A 16,061-nucleotide genomic window follows, 5' to 3' on the forward strand; every position below is an offset into this window, starting at 1 on the left:
ATGACCAGCGTCCGTGACGCGACCGTGCCGGCCGCCGCCGTCGCCGCTCTGGCGACGGCGCGGGCGGTGACGGTGCTCTGTCACGTGCAGCCCGACGCCGACACCATCGGCAGCGGGCTGGCGCTGGCGCTGGCACTGGAACGCAAGGGCGTGCCGGTGGTGGTGTCCTTCGCCGAGCCCGCCGAACTGCCCGCCTCGCTGCGGACGCTGCCCGGTGGGCATCTGCTGGTGTCGCCCGCCGAGGTACCGGCCGAGGTCGACCTGCTGGTCGTCGTCGATTGCGGCGCGCGCAGCAGGCTCGGCGTGCTCGCCGACCGGCTGGACGGGGCCGCGACGACGCTGGTCATCGATCATCACCGGGCCAACGACGGGTTCGGCACCGTCGATCTGATCGACGAGTCGGCGGCCTCGACCACGGAGCTGGTCACCCGGCTGCTCGACGCGTGGGGCATCCCGATCGATGCCGCCATCGCGCACTGCCTGTTCGCGGGGCTGGTCACCGACACCGGGTCGTTCCGCTGGGCCAGGACCGGCAGTCATGCCTTGGCCGAACGGCTGCTGGCGACCGGGATCGATGGCGCCGAGATCACCCGCGTCCTGCTCGACACGCACCCGTACGCGTGGCTGCCGATGCTGTCGAAGGTGCTGTCCACGGCGGTCGTGGTGCCCTCGGCGGCCGGGGTGGGGCTGGTCTACGCGCTGGTGCGGGCCACCGATACCCACGAGGTGGGACCCGAAGAGGTGGAGAGCGTCATCGACGTCGTCCGTACCACCGCCGAGGCCGGGATCGCGGCCGTCTTCAAGGAGGCCCGCGGCCAGAACGACCGCTGGACCGTCTCGCTGCGCTCGCGCGATTCCGCGCCGGGCGCCGCCGACGGCGTGGACGTCGCCGCGATCGCGAGTGGTTTCGGTGGTGGCGGACATCGGTTCGCGGCGGGGTACACAACGTATGGCAACGCCGCCGACGTGGTGCAGGCGCTGGTCACCGCGCTCGGCTGAGCGCGGCGCCGTCGGTCGTCCCCGGACGTGCCGGCCCGTTCTCGGCGGCGATCCGAACCGGCGGGCCGGGCCGATCGACCCGGCCGAGGCCGGTGACCGGCGTGCCGACAGTCCGGTGCGCGGCCGGTCGCGCTGATCAGCCGACCGGAACCGGCTCGCGGCGCAGCCGCTGGACGAGGGGTACGCCCAGAATCGTTGCGACAGCGCACAATCCGAACGCGAGTGCCGGTCGGTCGACGAGCAGGCCGGTGGCCCCGGCGACGACGAGGCCGCCGAGATTGCCGGTCATCCAGATGAGTCCGGCCGCGGTGCCCTCGGCCACCCCGGTGTGGCGCTCGGTCATGGTGAGCACGATCGGCAGGGCGGGCAGCAGGGTGAGCCCGATCAGGACGAACGCCAGGAACCCGGTGGCGAGCCCGGGCGCCACGGCGACGAGCAGGCAGGCCAGCGCGCTGGCGGTGAGCCCGACCATGACCGCGGGCAGTTCGACGCCGCGCCGCAGCACCGCCACCGGCACCACCGCGCAGCCGACGACCCCGGCCACGACATTGATCAGCAGCACGATGCTGGCGGCATCCGCGCTGACCCCGGCGGGTTCGAGCAGCGCCTGACCGTAGGTGGCCAGCGCGACGAAGGTGCCGAACGGGAAGAAGACCGCCGCGCACAGGCGGCGGACATACGGGTCACCGAGGGTGGCGCGCAGCGCGGCGAGCGGAGCTGCCGACTCGCCCGCGGGCCGCACGGGCGCGCCGTGCCCCGGCCGCAGCAACTCGACGGTGAGCAGCACCGCCGCCACGGTGGCGAAGCCCGCGCCGAGGGCGGTCAGCGTCCACAGCTGGCTCTCGGCGGGGAAGATCGCCCCGAGCACGAAGGCCGCCGCCATCCCGGCGAAGGTGCTGGCGGTGCCGACCGCGATCCCGGTCGGGCGGTCCTTCTCGTCGAGATAGTGTCCCGCGACGCCGGTGATCGCGTTGAGCACCAGCGGCTGCGCGACGGCCACGATCGTCTGACCGGCCAGCGCCATCGCGAAGCTGTCGTGCAGCAGGCGCAGGTCGGCGCCGATCGCGGTGAGCGCCGCGCCCGCGATCAGGGCGGGCCGGAACCAGCGGTCGAGCAGGATGCCCGCGGGGATCGCCAGCACCACGTACAGCAGCGGGAACATATTGGCCAGCCAGCCGACCGCCGACTCCGACACCCCGAAATGGGCCGCCGCCACCGTGGTGACCGGCGCGTAGTTGAGCCACACGACCTGGGTCGCCGCCCCCACGAGGGCGAACGCCGTGATCACGCGCCACCGCTGTACAAACGCCATGGATGCTGTCCTGAGAGCTCGGGGCGAACCGGAGGGGTCGCGCTGCGTCCGCCCTGACTGGGCGAGTGACCAGTATTGCCGGTGGCGTCGGGTACCGCGACATTTACCAGGGATTTCGCCGGGATCGTCCGGTTCCGCACCGCCCGTGTCCGGTCCGGCCCCGCGCCGGGCTCGTGGTCCGGCACTCGTCGCGGCGCGGGATCGGGTCGCGACGGGTGTGCGAGCATCGGTGGCGGGCGCCGGTTCGGGCGCCATCGACGGGGAGGCGGAGCCTGATGTCCACGGTTGATCCGGACGCCGAGGTGGGGCCGCGGCGGATTCTCGGGATCGCGCTGCCCACCCTCGGCGTGCTCGTGGCCGAGCCGCTGTATCTGCTGTTCGACATGGCGATCGTCGGCAGGCTGGGGGCGCTGGCCCTGGCGGGGCTCGCGGTCGGTGGGGTCATCGTGGGGTCGGTCAGCACCCAGCTCACCTTCCTGTCCTACGGCACCACCGCGCGCGCGTCGCGACGGCACGGCGCGGGGGATCGGGCGGGCGCGGTCGCGGAGGGCGTGCAGGCCAGCTGGGTGGGCGCGGCGATCGGTGTGCTGATCCTGCTGGTGGTGCAGCTGTTCGCGGGGCCGCTGTGCGCGGCGATCGCCGGGGGCGGCGAGATCGCGGACGAGGCGCTGGGCTGGGTGCGGATCGCCCTGTTCGGGGTGCCGCTGATCCTGCTGTCGATGGCGGGCAACGGCTGGATGCGCGGGGTGCAGGATGTGCGCCGTCCGCTGATGTACGTGGTGGCGGGACTGGCGCTGTCGGCCGTGCTGTGCCCGGTGCTGGTGTACGGGCTGCTCGGGGCGCCCCGCCTGGAGCTGGCGGGGTCGGCGGTGGCCAATGTGGCCGGTCAGCTCGTGACCGGCGGCCTGTTCGGCTACGCGCTGCTGCGCGAACGGGTCTCGCTGCGTCCCCATCCCGCCGTGATGCGGGCCCAGCTGGTCCTCGGCCGCGATCTCATCGTGCGCAGCCTGTCGTTCCAGGCGTGCTTCATCTCCGCCGCCGCGGTCGCCGCCCGCTTCGGCGCCGCGTCGGTCGCCGCCCATCAGCTGGTGCTGCAACTGTGGAACTTCCTCGCGCTGACCCTGGATTCGCTGGCCATCGCGGCCCAGACCCTCGTCGGGGCCGCGCTCGGGGCGGGCAATGCGCGGGGCGCGAAGGGGATCGCCCGGCGGGTGACGGGCTGGTCGGTGATCTTCGCGCTGGTCCTGGCCGCCTGCTTCGCCGCCGGGGCCGGCGTGATCCCGCTGCTGTTCACCGATGACCCGCAGGTGCTCGAGCGCACCCACGTCATCTGGTGGTTCTTCGTCGCCATGATCCCGGTGGCCGGCGCCGTCTTCGCGCTCGACGGCGTCCTGCTCGGCGCGGGCGACGCGGCCTTCCTGCGCACCGCCACGCTGGTCGCCGCCCTGGTCGGCTTCCTGCCGCTGATCTGGCTCGCCCTGGTCTTCGACTGGGGCGTCGCGGGTATCTGGTCCGGACTGGTGGCGTTCATGCTCCTGCGTCTGCTCGCGGTCGTCGCCCGCGCCAGGTCCGGTCGCTGGGCCCGGGTCGGCGCCGACGTCCCGACCGGGGCCGCCTAGCCGGAGTGGCGCTCGTCACAGCGATACCTGGTACGGCGAGTTCGCACTACCGTCGGAACGGAGGACCTCGAGCCGACGATGGAGGCGACGTAGTGCGTGGCGTGATGTCCAGGAGTATCGCTCTCCGAGCGGCGGTCGGTGCCGCCGTCCTGCTCGCGGGGCTCGGGCTCGGAGTGCCGACGGCGTACGCGGCGCCCGACGGGGCGGGCACCCTGCTCGGGCACATCGATCAGCCCGCGGGCTGGGGAAACTGGTCGCGCGCGGCGATCGTGGACTACCGCACCGAGGGGCCGACCGGTGGACTGATCAACGGTGCCGGGCTCGTGCTCCTGCCGGACTCGCCGCCGCCCGCGGGTGGCTACCCGGTCGTGGCCTGGGACCACGGCACCAGCGGCCTGGGCCGGCAGTGCGGCATCACGACGAACAAGGCGGTGCACGAGCAGCCGCTGCTGCGGTCCTTCCTCGATCGCGGCTGGGCCGTGGTCGCGCCGGACTACCTCGGCCTGTCCGTCGGGTCCGACACCGTGCATCCCTACCTGCACACTCGCACCGAGGCGACGGCGACGATCGACCTGGTCCGCGCCGCCCGCGCGGCCGAGCCGGACCTCTCGGCCACCTGGGCCGTGGTCGGCGGATCGCAGGGCGGCCACGCGGCGCTGGCCACCGGCAATCTGGCCGGTGACTACGCGCCCGAACTGGACTTCCGCGGCACCGTCGCGCTGGCACCGGAATCCAACTTCGAACAGGTCCTGTCCCGGCTCGACCCGCGGGTGCCGAATCTGCCGATCGTGGACGAGCTGGTCGGCCCGTTCGCGGGCATCCTCGCCGGGCTGCGCGCCGCCCGTCCCGACCTGGATGTGAACGGCCTGCTCAGCCCGCGCGGCCGGGAGGTGGTCGACGCGATCGCCACCAGCTGCGTCGACGACTTCGGCGCGGTGGTCGACGGCGCGTCGATCGGCGCGCTGCTGGCGCGCCCGGTGGACGCCGACGGCATCGGCGCGGCCCTGCGCGACTACATGGTGGTCCCCACGGTCGGCTACCGCCAGCCCATCCTGATCGTGCACGGCGCCGCCGACACGGTGGTCCCGTTGCCGATGACCTACACCCTGCTCGCGCAGATGCGCGCGGCGGGCACCGCGGTGGAATTCGGCCAGTATCCGGGCGGGCACCCCGAGATCGACGCCCAGGCTCGACCGCAGGTGGTGTCCTTCGTCGCCGGGCTGTTCCGCGTCTGACGGCCCGATAGCGGCGTCAACGGACCGCTGATCCGCTGGTCGCCGACGACCGCGCGATCGGAACGGGCGAACCCGCGCGGGCGCCGGTTCGCGGGTGTGCCACTGTGGACAGGTGATTCCGAAGTTGATGGCGGTCAGTGATGTGCACGTGGGGCATCAGGGCAACAAACCGGTGGTGGAGCAGATCCACCCGGACTCGCCGGAGGACTGGCTGATCGTCGCCGGTGACGTGGGCGAGAAGGCCGAAGAGGTCCGCTGGGCGCTGGAGCTGCTGCGCGGCCGGTTCGCGAAGGTCATCTGGGTGCCGGGCAATCACGAGCTCTGGACCACGCCCAAGGACCCGGTGCAGATGCACGGCGCCGCCCGCTACGACTACCTGGTCTCGATGTGCCGCGACCTCGACGTGGTGACCCCGGAGGACCCGTATCCGGTGTGGACCGGCTCGGGTGCCGAACAGTACGGGGGCCGCGTCACCATCGCGCCGATGTTCCTGCTCTACGACTACTCGTGGCTGCCCGCGGGCACCACCACCAAGGCCCAGGGGCTGGCCGTGGCGCGGGAACGCAATGTCGTCGCGACCGACGAGTTCCTGCTGACCCCCGACCCGTACCTCACTCGCGACGCCTGGTGCCACGCCCGGGTGCAGTACACCCAGCGCCGCCTCGACGCGCTGGGCCCCGATGCCCCGGTGGTGCTGGTCAACCACTTCCCGCTGGTCCGCCAGCCCACCGAGATCCTGTTCTATCCCGAGTTCTCGATGTGGTGCGGCACCGATCTCACCGCCGACTGGCACACCAGCTACAACGTGGTCTGCTCGGTCTACGGCCACCTGCACATCCCGCGCACCACCTTCTACGACGGCGTCCGCTTCGAAGAGGTCTCCCTCGGCTACCCCCGCGAATGGAAGCGCCGCGGCATGCCCGAGCCCCTGCTGCGCCAGATCCTGCCCGAACCCGTCTACGCCGACGGCGACCTCAACGCCTGGGGCGGCCACTTCACCGTCACCCCGGAAATGGAAGCGGCCGCGGCCGAGATGCGCGCCAAAGCCGACCGCCGCCGCGGCATCTGACCACTACTAGGCTGGAACTCGATGATTGACAACATTCTGCCGTCCGGCGTTGCCGCCGCCGAGTTGCTGGCGTACCCGGAGGACCTGAAGGCGCATCCCGCCGAGGAGCACCTCATCGCCAAGTCGGTCGAGAAGCGCAGGCGCGACTTCATCGGCGCCCGCCACTGTGCCCGCCTCGCGCTCGAGCAACTGGGCGAGCCGCCGGTGGCGATCGGCAAGGGGGAGCGGGGCATGCCCCTGTTCCCGCGCGGCGTGGTCGGCAGCCTGACCCACTGCGACGGCTACCGCGCCGCCGCGATGGCGCACGCGTTGCGGTTCCGCTCGGTCGGCATCGACGCCGAACCGCACGGCGCGCTGCCCGAGGGCGTGCTCGACTCGGTCAGCCTGCCCGCCGAACGCGAGTGGCTGGCCACCGCGCCCGCCGACGGCCTGCACCTGGACCGCCTGCTGTTCTGCGCGAAGGAGGCCACCTACAAGGCCTGGTTCCCGCTGACGCTGCGCTGGCTCGGTTTCGAGGACGCGCACATCACCTTCGAGATCGATTCCCGCACCGCCGATTCCGGCACGGGTACGTTCCACACGCGACTGCTGGTTCCCGGGACGACGAACGACGGTGGCGCCCCGCTGACCTCGTTCGACGGCCGCTGGATGATCGCCGACGGGCTGATCCTGACCGCGATCGCGCACGGCTGATGGGCGCGCGCACCCCCGCGGTGGACCCGCTGGGCGGCCTGGTCATCGTCGACAAGGACGGAGGCTGGACCAGCCACGATGTCGTCGCGCGCAGCCGGAAGCTGTTGCGCACCAAGAAGGTCGGGCACGCGGGCACCCTCGACCCGATGGCCACCGGAGTGCTGGTGCTCGGCGTGGAACGGGCGACCAAGCTGCTCGGTCAGCTGATCCTCACCACCAAGGCCTACACCGCGACCATCCGGCTCGGCCAGGCCACGATCACCGACGACGCGGAGGGCGAGGTCACCGCGACCACCCCGGCGCTGCACGTCACCGATGCCGGGATCGCGGCCGGTGTCGCGGCGCTGACCGGTGACATCGCGCAGATCCCGGCCACGGTGAGCGCCATCAAGGTCGACGGCGAACGCGCCTACGCCCGCGCCCGCGCGGGGGAGGACGTGCAGCTCGCGGCCCGCCCGGTGACGGTGTCGCGCTTCGACATCCTGGCTCGCCGCGACGTCGCCGACGGCGAGTTCGTCGACCTGGATGTGGAGGTCGAGTGCTCCTCGGGCACCTACATCCGCGCGCTGGCCCGCGATCTCGGCGCCGCCCTCGGCGTCGGTGGTCACCTGACGGCGTTGCGCCGCACCAGGGTCGGCCCGTTCACCCTCGAACACGCCCGCACCCTGGAGCAGCTGGCCGCCGCCGCGGAAGCCGAACAGCCGCTGCTCAGCCTCGATATCGACACCGCGGTCCGCACGGCCTTCCCGCACCGCGACATCGACGAGTCCCAGGCGAACGACCTGCGCAACGGCCGGTGGCTCGCGCCGATCGGGATCGCGGGCGTCTACGCCGCCATCGACCCGGCGGGCCGGGCCATCGCGCTGCTCGAGGAGAGCGGCAAGCGGGCGGCCTCGGTGATGGTGGTCCGTCCCCAGGGCATCGGCGACTGACACCGAAGGTGTTGCGCCGCGTCGGCGTTCGGCGGCGGGTACCCGCGGGCGAGGTCACCGCCGCCCGGCTCGCCGGACGTCGTCGCTGCCGCCTCCGTAGAGTGGCGGTGACGGTCGGCGTGCGGATATCGCCGACCGGGGGAAGGGTAGCGAGATGAGTACAGAACCGGTCGACACGTTCACGCTGTGGGACCGCGACGGCGACGGGCTGGTGTCGGTCGACGACATCGCGACCGGCATCCGTTCCGCCGGTATCGAGGTCGACCGCGCGGCGATCGAACGCCTGGTCGCCGCGGCCGACACCAACGGCGACTTCCTGGTCTCCCGTGCCGAATTCGACGCCGCCGTGGTCGAGGGCCGCATCGAGGTGACCGACGCCGACGCCGCGTTCCGGGTCTTCGACGTCAACGGCGACGGCCGGATCTCGGTGAGCGAACTGGACTCGCTGATCCGCCACGTCGGCGGCGGCCGCATCGAGGAACCGGCCGCCGACCTGCTCGCGGCCGCCGATCAGGACGGCGACGGCTACCTCTCGCTCACGGAATTCCGTGTGCTGCTGGACTTCCTGTCGCGCTGAGGGCACCTGTCCGGGCCGGCCGTCACACGACCCGGACGGCTTCGGCTATGCCCGCTGCGGCACAGGCGAAGCGGCGGTACGGGCGAAGAGCATCGTGGCGACGACGAACAACGCCACGCCGGGATCGATGTCCGGACATCGCGCGGCTGCCTGCTCCGGCATCGCGAACAACGCGATCGCGACCAGCAAGCCCGCCGACAACGCGAGGCGCTCGGTGAACTGGATTCGGAAGAGGATCTTCATGGGTGCCACCGTTCGGGTAGGAGGGTGCGGTGATTCCCATGTTCGGGACGCCGCCGTGGTGACGGCACCAGGTCGACACCTACCGACGGGATCGCGCGACGGCGGCACCGCGTCGACGCTCGCGTCGACATTTGTCGACATCTGCCGACACCGAAGGGCATCATGGCGGCAGGGGTGATGCTTCATGATCGATCGGACCGCGACGGATCGGTTCGCAGCGAAACTACGGGCCCACCGTGAGCGGTTCGGCAATCCGACCCAGCAGGTCCTGGCGGGGCGGATGATGATCAGCCGGGCCATGGTGGCGGACTGGTTGAGCGGCAACCGCTTTCCCAGCTGGCGTCACACCGAGGCGCTGGTCGTCGCGTGCGAGCCTGCCCTCGCCGAGAACGCGGCCGGGTTGCGGGAGTGGCAGAGCCTGTGGGAACAGACCCGCGCCGACCGGGATGCCGAGCGTTACGGCTCCGGACCCGCCGATGTCCTTGTGCGCGAGGACACCTCGACCAGCCTCATCTCCACCACCTGGTACCGGGACAACCCCGAGTTCTACTCCGCCGCAGCACGACAGGTTCGGGCGGCGACGCAGGAAATCCGCTGCACCTATTTGCGAGCCCACCCGCCGACATCGTTCGCATCGAGTGCCTCGGCGGACTATTTCGAGGCCGTCCTGGACTGGGCGCGCAGCTGCGGTAACGAACAGCGGTCTGCGCGCCGGGTGATCGCGGCGCCGACCCGCAACGGCGTCGTCGTGCCCAGCATGCTCGACTGGTTGCGCAGCCATCGAGACCAGACCGCCGGTATCTTGTCCTACGAGGCGAATGTCATCGACTGGTCCGCGGTTGTCGACGGTGTCAGTATGGCGCTGCTCGACGACACCGTTGCCTTCCTTGCCTTCTCCGGCGGTGGGCGGCAGAAGCTGAACGGATTCAGTGTCACCGACCGTAATTTCGTCGGCTACTACATCGTCAACTTCGAGCAGATGTGGTCGGCTTCGACACCGCTGGCGGAGTTCCTCGACCTCAACCAGGGCTAGACGGTCTGCCGTCCGTGTGCTGCTGGACTTCCTGTCGCGCTGAGGGCGTGGCCGCGATGTCAGGGGTACTGGACCGTGGTTAACACCACAGCCACCTCTCGCGATAGCCAGGGCGAATAGCTCTCGGCTACGGAGGGGTGGGCCATGATCGCACTGCGTAAGACCTGGATCGGCGTGGTCGCCGGGGTGACATTGCTGCTCGCGGGGTGTGGGGGTGATGGTCCGCGGACGGTGGATTCGTCGAGTTCGGTGCGGCCGAGCTCCGTGACCAGCACGTCACGGCCGCCCGTCATCGTGCCGCCGAGCGAGGCGCCGGTCACCAGCGCGCCGCCGGTGACCCGCCCGCCGGTGGGCACCTCCGCCGCGCCGACGTCCGCGCGCACCACGCCGCCGCCCACGCCCGCGACCGGTACCGTCGTCCTGCGGACGGCGACCCTGTCCGGGGTTCCGGTCCCCGGTGTGCCCGTGCGGCTTTCGCTCCAGCAGCCGTGCGATCCGGCAGGCCACGACATCCCCGTCGGCGAGACCACCGAGACCCAGCGCCAGGAGGGGGTCACCGACGCCGCCGGGCTGGCTGTCTTCACCGCGGCGACGGGCTGCTACCACTTCGGCATGACGGCGCCCGCGGGCACGAACCCGGTCCCCGAGGGCATGCACTCGCTGTTCCTGGTCGAGGCGGGCGCGACCGTCACCGGGAACCTGCGTTTCCAGGACACCGCACCGGCGCCCGCCTGCGCCGAAGCCACCGTGGAGACCGAACTCGGGGTCGACGCGGGTCCGGTCGCCACCATCTCGCACTGCGACGGACGCTGGGCGGTCGTGTCCTGGGACAGCCCCGGCGACAACCAGCGGATCATCACCCGCGCCACCGGCACCTGGGCCACCTATGTCCAGTTCCCGCACGACACGTGCTGGGCCGAGGCGAGTGCCGCCGGTGTCCCCGACACCCTGCGGCACTACTTCTCCTGCTGAGCTAGGCCGTCAGCCAGATGGCTTCGGCGGCGAGGGTTCCCAGCTCGGTCGGCGCCTCGGCGGCGGCGATGCGGACCGCGATGGTGCCGGCGAAGTCGCGGCGCTCCTCGACCGCGATCACGGTGTCGAGGGCGATGCCGACCGAGTCGAAGTAGCGCAGCATCGCGGGGTCGGAGTCGGAGATGCGGGCGACGCGGCCGGATTCGCCCGCGGCGAAGTCGGACAGGCGTCGCGCCGGGGGCGTGGGGACCGCGCCGTCGACCGACGGGATGGGGTCGCCGTGCGGATCGCGGTCGGGGTGGCCGAGTTTGGCGTCGATGCGGGTCATCAGCAGTTCCGACACCGCGTGCTCGAGCACCTCGGCCTCGTCGTGCACCTCGTCCCAGCCGTACCCGAGCTCGTTCACCAGGAACGTCTCGATCAGCCGGTGCCTGCGGACCATGGCGACGGCGGCGCGCCTGCCGTGCTCGGTGAGGGTGATCGCGCCGTAGCGGGCGTGCTCGACCAGCCCCTGGTCGGCGAGCTTCCGCACCGCCTCCGACACCGTCGAGGCCGACACGCCGATCCGCTCGGCGAGCAGCTTGGTCGAGACTTTTTCCTGTGACCACTCCTGCGCGGTCCAGATGACCTTCAGATAGTCCTGCGCCACCGCGGACAATTCGGGCGCGAGCGTCGCGGTGGCAGCGAGTTCGGCCTGTTCACCGGGCGCTGTCGACGCTCGGCGGGTAGCGACATCTCGTTTACCTGGCACATCATTGATGTTAGGCATCCCTGGCCCGAATGACACATCGGCGGACCGGCACGGCGCCGGCGAATAACGTTGCGTAGGCTTCGCTCTGTGCAGAGATGGCGAAGTCTCGACGATGTGCCCGCCGACTGGGGGCGCTGCGTCCTCACGATCGGCGTGTTCGACGGCGTGCATCGCGGGCACGCGCAGCTGATCAGCCGCGCGGTGGCCGCGGCGAAGAAGCGTGATGTTCCCTCGGTTCTGATGACCTTCGATCCGCATCCCATGGAAGTGGTCCGGCCCGGTTCCCATCCCGCGCAGCTCACCACCCTGACCCGGCGGGCCGAGCTCGCCGAGGAGCTCGGGATCGATGTGTTCTGCGTGATGCCGTTCACCCAGGACTTCATGAAGCTCACTCCGGCCGGTTACGTCCACGACCTGCTGGTCGAGCGGCTGCACGTCACCGAGGTCGTCGTCGGCGACAACTTCACCTTCGGCAAGAAGGCCGCGGGCACCGTCGACACCATGCGCGATCTGGGCGCCCGCTTCGGCTTCGAGGTCGACGGCGTCACCCTGCTCGGCGAGCACGCCGTCACCTTCTCCTCCACCTACATCCGCGCCTGCGTCGACGCGGGCGACATGGCGGCCGCCGCCGAGGCGCTGGGCAGGCCGCATCGGGTCGAGGGCGTCGTCGTGCACGGTGACGGCCGCGGCCGCGGGCTCGGCTTCCCGACCGCCAACGTCGCCCCGCCGATGCACGCGGCCATCCCGGCCGACGGCGTGTACGCGGGCTGGTTCACCGTGCTCGGGCCCGGTCCGACCATCGGCACCGTCGAACCCGGCGAGCGGGCGATGGCCGCCATCTCGGTCGGCACCAACCCCACCTTCTCGGGGCGTTCGCGCACCGTGGAGGCGTTCGTCCTCGACGGCGAGGCCGATCTGTACGGCCAGCACGTGGCGGTCGACTTCGTCGAGCAGCTGCGCGGGATGCGCAAGTTCGACACCATCGACGACCTGGTCGAGGCCATGGGCCGCGACGTCGAGAACGCCCGCAAGGTGCTCACCGCCGCCGACGCCTGACACCCGGTTCGGCCCGCGCTCGAGCGCTCCGGTACAGTCGATCCTCGGGTTTGCTGCGGTCTGCGGTGGCGCCCACCTGGTTTGTCCAGGCTTCGAGCGCAGTCCAACGGTATTCCTCGCGCGAGCGGGGATGAGCCCTGAGAAATAGGAGTCGATGCCGCATGGCGCTGACCACTGAGCAGAAGTCGGCCATCCTGGCCGAGTACGGCCTGCACGAGAAGGACACCGGCTCGCCGGAGGCGCAGATCGCGCTGCTGTCGAAGCGGATCTCGGACCTGACCGAGCACCTGAAGCAGCACAAGCACGATCACCACACCCGGCACGGCCTGCTGGCCCTGATCGGTCGTCGTCGCCGCCTGTCGAAGTACCTGCAGGCCAAGGACATCGAGCGCTACCGTTCGCTCATCGAGCGTCTCGGCCTGCGCCGCTGATCTGCTTCGACACGCCTCCCCGCTGAGGCGGTCGGCGAGTAGCCAATGGGAAGAAGTACACTTCTTCTCGTTGGCTATTCGTGTATTCGGCGACCATCGGGTTTCCGCGTGCACTACAACATGTGACAGCCGTATGCATCCGTCCGCGTGGCGTCGGTCTTCGGTAGTGGCCTTTCGGCTGGCGAATTCCCGCCGCCGTCGGGCTTCGATCGATGACCGCCTCCGCGTCGCCGCTTCCAAGGGGATCCGGCCGGGTGCTGCGCGTGGCAGCCAGGAGGGTTCCCACGTGTCCGTGTCCGGTACGGCTGACGAATAGCTGGTTCGCGCCCAGATGGTGCTGCGCTCCGGCGAGACGAGAGGTCGAGAGAAGAAAAATGACGCAGACAACTGAACGTACTTCGACCGCGGTCGAGGTCGAGCCCGGTGTTTTCGAGTCGGTCGCGCTGATCGACAACGGCAGCTTCGGCACCCGCACCATCCGCTTCGAGACGGGCCGTCTGGCCAAGCAGGCCGCCGGATCCGTCGTCGCCTACCTGGACGACGAGACCATGCTGCTGTCGGCGACCACCGCCGGCAAGCACCCCAAGGACCAGTTCGACTTCTTCCCGCTGACGGTCGACGTCGAAGAGCGCATGTACGCCGCGGGCCGCATCCCCGGCTCGTTCTTCCGTCGCGAGGGCCGCCCCTCCACCGACGCGATCCTGACCTGCCGCCTGATCGACCGTCCGCTGCGCCCGTCGTTCGTCGACGGCCTGCGCAACGAGATCCAGGTCGTGGTCACCGTGCTGAGCCTGGACCCGCAGGACCTCTACGACGTGGTGGCCATCAACGCCGCCTCGGCGTCCACCCAGATCTCCGGCCTGCCGTTCTCCGGCCCGGTCGGCGGCGTGCGCGTCGCCCTGATCGGTGGCCAGTGGGTCGCGTTCCCGACCGTGGAGCAGCTCGAGGGCGCCGTGTTCGACATGGTCGTCGCGGGCCGCGTCACCGAGACCGGTGACGTCGCCATCATGATGGTCGAGGCCGAGGCCACCGACAAGGTCATCGCCCTGATCGAGGACGGCGCGCAGGCACCGACCGAGGCCGTCGTGGCCGAGGGCCTCGAGGCCGCCAAGCCGTTCATCGCCCGCCTGTGCCGCGCGCAGTCGGACCTGGCGACCCTGGCCGCCAAGCCCACCGAGGAGTTCCCGCTCTTCCCGCCGTACGCCGCCGACGTGTTCGAGGCCGTCGAGGGCACCGCCAAGCGCGAGCTGAACGAGGCGCTGAGCATCGCCGACAAGCAGGCCCGTGAGGCCAAGATCGACGAGATCAAGCTGGACGTGCTCTCGCGTCTGGGCGAGGACTTCACCGGTCGCGAGAAGGAACTGGGCGCGGCGTTCCGCTCGGTCACCAAGAAGCTGGTGCGTCAGCGCATCCTCACCGACGGCTTCCGCATCGACGGCCGTGGTCTGGCCGACATCCGCGCGCTGAGCGCCGAGGTCGCCGTGATCCCGCGCGCCCACGGTTCGGCGCTGTTCGAGCGTGGCGAGACCCAGATCATGGGCGTCACCACCCTGGACATGGTGAAGATGGCCCAGCAGGTCGACTCGCTCGGCCCGGAGACCACCAAGCGCTACATGCACCACTACAACTTCCCGCCGTTCTCCACCGGTGAGACCGGTCGCGTCGGTTCGCCGAAGCGTCGCGAGATCGGCCACGGCGCGCTCGCCGAGCGTGCGCTGATGCCGGTGCTGCCCTCGCAGGAGGAGTTCCCCTACGCCATCCGTCAGGTCTCGGAGGCGCTGGGCTCCAACGGCTCCACCTCGATGGGTTCGGTGTGCGCCTCGACCCTGTCGCTGCTCAACGCCGGTGTGCCGCTGAAGGCGCCGGTCGCCGGTATCGCCATGGGCCTGGTGTCGGACACCGTCACCAACGACAAGGGTGAGGACGAGGTCCGCTACGTCGCGCTGACCGACATCCTCGGCGCCGAGGATGCCTTCGGCGACATGGACTTCAAGGTCGCCGGTACCCGCGACTTCGTCACCGCCCTGCAGCTGGACACCAAGCTCGACGGCATCCCCTCGCAGGTGCTGGCCGGCGCGCTGAACCAGGCGCACGACGCCCGCACCACCATCCTGGACGTGATGGCCGAGGCCATCGCCACCCCGGACGAGATGAGCCCGTACGCCCCGCGCGTCACCGCCATCAAGATCCCGGTCGACAAGATCGGCGAGGTCATCGGGCCCAAGGGCAAGATGATCAACCAGATCACCGAGGACACCGGCGCCAACATCTCCATCGAGGATGACGGCACCGTGTTCGTCGGTGCGACCGACGGGCCGTCGGCGCAGGCCGCGATCGACGCGATCAACGCGATCGCGAACCCGCAGCTGCCGAAGGTCGGCGAGCGCTTCCTGGGCACGGTCGTCAAGACCACCGCCTTCGGCGCGTTCGTCTCGCTGCTGCCGGGCCGTGACGGCCTGGTGCACATCTCCAAGCTGGGCCAGGGCAAGCGCGTGGCCAAGGTCGAAGACGTGGTCAACGTCGGCGACAAGCTGCGCGTGGAGATCGCCGACATCGACAACCGCGGCAAGATCTCGCTGGTCCCCGTCGAGGAAGAGGCCCCGGCCGCCGAGGCCGCCCCGGCCGAGGACGCCGCCGCGGAGTAACCGCGCCGGTAGCCGTACCGACCACCGAAACCCCTCGTCGTCTCGCACGACGGGGGGTTTCGTCGTGTCCGGGCGACGCCTCGCGCGCGGAAAAGTGGTGTGAATCACTGCGATGCAACGTTGATGCAACGTTGTTTCACATAGTGTTGCCCGACACAGTGTGAACCTGTGCCGACGGCCGCCACACCGTCCATGACGGACGACCGGGCGAGAGCTGTCCCCTCGGCGTATGCGGTCGTATTGCTGGACCGTTCTCAGCGCCGGAAACCGGGGCTTCGAACCGAGATTTTGACGGAATCTGGTCCGGTTTATTATCGGACCGAATACGCTTCTCTCGTCTGCGGGCGCGGGTGTCAGGTGTCGGGGTTGACGATGGAGGTCGGGAGATAACCGAGTCATAGCTGGTTGCATGGCGGCGAGCCGGTGGGTCGCGATCGTGTCATAGCCGATCGCACTGAGTGCCGGTGTGAGAGGGCGGATTTCGGGCTGGGTGC

15 protein-coding genes are annotated in these 16,061 nt (G+C 70.6%); 12 read left to right on the forward strand and 3 right to left on the reverse strand.

Annotated elements, in window-relative coordinates; genetic code table 11:
* Nucleotides 1-999: a bifunctional oligoribonuclease/PAP phosphatase NrnA gene (locus tag ACFVW6_RS20715; protein ID WP_378832963.1), complete on the forward strand. Its 999-nt coding sequence runs from the start codon at nucleotides 1-3 to the stop codon at nucleotides 997-999.
* A 136-nt stretch (nucleotides 1,000-1,135) separates the two neighbouring features.
* Here ACFVW6_RS20715 and ACFVW6_RS20720 read toward each other — a convergent pair whose 3' ends face one another.
* Nucleotides 1,136-2,311, reverse strand: coding sequence for an MFS transporter (locus tag ACFVW6_RS20720; protein WP_378832961.1), 1,176 nt, complete (start codon nucleotides 2,309-2,311; stop codon nucleotides 1,136-1,138).
* Between the two features lie 275 nt (nucleotides 2,312-2,586).
* Between ACFVW6_RS20720 and ACFVW6_RS20725 the strand changes: the two genes are divergently transcribed.
* The 6 genes from ACFVW6_RS20725 to ACFVW6_RS20750 all read left to right on the forward strand — a co-directional run bounded on the left by ACFVW6_RS20725 (nucleotide 2,587) and on the right by ACFVW6_RS20750 (nucleotide 8,436).
* A complete protein-coding gene (locus ACFVW6_RS20725; protein ID WP_378832959.1) occupies nucleotides 2,587-3,930 on the forward strand; it encodes an MATE family efflux transporter in 1,344 nt (447 codons plus the stop codon).
* A gap of 104 nt (nucleotides 3,931-4,034) precedes the next feature.
* Nucleotides 4,035-5,165: a lipase family protein gene (locus ACFVW6_RS20730; RefSeq protein ID WP_378832957.1), complete on the forward strand. Its 1,131-nt coding sequence runs from the start codon at nucleotides 4,035-4,037 to the stop codon at nucleotides 5,163-5,165.
* 112 nt (nucleotides 5,166-5,277) lie between these two features.
* A complete protein-coding gene (locus ACFVW6_RS20735; protein WP_357344563.1) occupies nucleotides 5,278-6,234 on the forward strand; it encodes a metallophosphoesterase in 957 nt (318 codons plus the stop codon).
* Nucleotides 6,235-6,255: 21 nt separating this feature from the next.
* Complete coding sequence (gene npt / locus ACFVW6_RS20740) at nucleotides 6,256-6,927, forward strand: 4'-phosphopantetheinyl transferase Npt (protein ID WP_378832953.1); 672 nt, start codon at nucleotides 6,256-6,258, stop codon at nucleotides 6,925-6,927.
* Nucleotides 6,927-7,859, forward strand: coding sequence for a tRNA pseudouridine(55) synthase TruB (truB, locus tag ACFVW6_RS20745; protein WP_378832951.1), 933 nt, complete (start codon nucleotides 6,927-6,929; stop codon nucleotides 7,857-7,859). Before npt ends, truB begins: the two co-directional genes overlap by 1 nt.
* A gap of 154 nt (nucleotides 7,860-8,013) precedes the next feature.
* The gene (locus ACFVW6_RS20750) at nucleotides 8,014-8,436 is read left to right on the forward strand and encodes an EF-hand domain-containing protein (protein WP_357344569.1); all 423 of its coding nucleotides are present in this window, start codon (nucleotides 8,014-8,016) and stop codon (nucleotides 8,434-8,436) included.
* A gap of 45 nt (nucleotides 8,437-8,481) precedes the next feature.
* Here the strand turns inward: ACFVW6_RS20750 and ACFVW6_RS20755 are convergent, their stop codons facing one another.
* Complete coding sequence (locus tag ACFVW6_RS20755; protein ID WP_355277799.1) at nucleotides 8,482-8,679, reverse strand: hypothetical protein; 198 nt, start codon at nucleotides 8,677-8,679, stop codon at nucleotides 8,482-8,484.
* A 283-nt stretch (nucleotides 8,680-8,962) separates the two neighbouring features.
* Between ACFVW6_RS20755 and ACFVW6_RS20760 the strand changes: the two genes are divergently transcribed.
* Nucleotides 8,963-9,712: a hypothetical protein gene (locus tag ACFVW6_RS20760; protein ID WP_378832948.1), complete on the forward strand. Its 750-nt coding sequence runs from the start codon at nucleotides 8,963-8,965 to the stop codon at nucleotides 9,710-9,712.
* A 144-nt stretch (nucleotides 9,713-9,856) separates the two neighbouring features.
* Entirely contained in the window at nucleotides 9,857-10,684 is an 828-nt protein-coding gene (locus ACFVW6_RS20765; RefSeq protein WP_378832946.1) for a hypothetical protein, read from the forward strand.
* Between the two features lies 1 nt (nucleotide 10,685).
* On the opposite strand, the gene ACFVW6_RS20770 is transcribed toward ACFVW6_RS20765, so the two are convergent.
* Nucleotides 10,686-11,453: a metal-dependent transcriptional regulator gene (locus ACFVW6_RS20770; RefSeq protein WP_355277791.1), complete on the reverse strand. Its 768-nt coding sequence runs from the start codon at nucleotides 11,451-11,453 to the stop codon at nucleotides 10,686-10,688.
* 69 nt (nucleotides 11,454-11,522) lie between these two features.
* Here ACFVW6_RS20770 and ACFVW6_RS20775 point away from each other — a divergent pair, with 69 nt between their 5' ends.
* The 3 genes from ACFVW6_RS20775 to ACFVW6_RS20785 all read left to right on the forward strand — a co-directional run bounded on the left by ACFVW6_RS20775 (nucleotide 11,523) and on the right by ACFVW6_RS20785 (nucleotide 15,567).
* The gene (locus ACFVW6_RS20775) at nucleotides 11,523-12,491 is read left to right on the forward strand and encodes a bifunctional riboflavin kinase/FAD synthetase (RefSeq protein ID WP_355277789.1); all 969 of its coding nucleotides are present in this window, start codon (nucleotides 11,523-11,525) and stop codon (nucleotides 12,489-12,491) included.
* A 161-nt stretch (nucleotides 12,492-12,652) separates the two neighbouring features.
* Nucleotides 12,653-12,922: a 30S ribosomal protein S15 gene (gene rpsO, locus ACFVW6_RS20780; RefSeq protein ID WP_019048089.1), complete on the forward strand. Its 270-nt coding sequence runs from the start codon at nucleotides 12,653-12,655 to the stop codon at nucleotides 12,920-12,922.
* A gap of 374 nt (nucleotides 12,923-13,296) precedes the next feature.
* Nucleotides 13,297-15,567: a polyribonucleotide nucleotidyltransferase gene (locus ACFVW6_RS20785; RefSeq protein WP_355277786.1), complete on the forward strand. Its 2,271-nt coding sequence runs from the start codon at nucleotides 13,297-13,299 to the stop codon at nucleotides 15,565-15,567.
* Nucleotides 15,568-16,061: the final 494 nt, after the last annotated feature.

Origin of the sequence: Nocardia sp. NPDC058244 (genome assembly GCF_042882065.1) — a bacterium.
In the GTDB taxonomy this organism is placed as follows: Bacteria; Actinomycetota; Actinomycetes; order Mycobacteriales; family Mycobacteriaceae; genus Nocardia.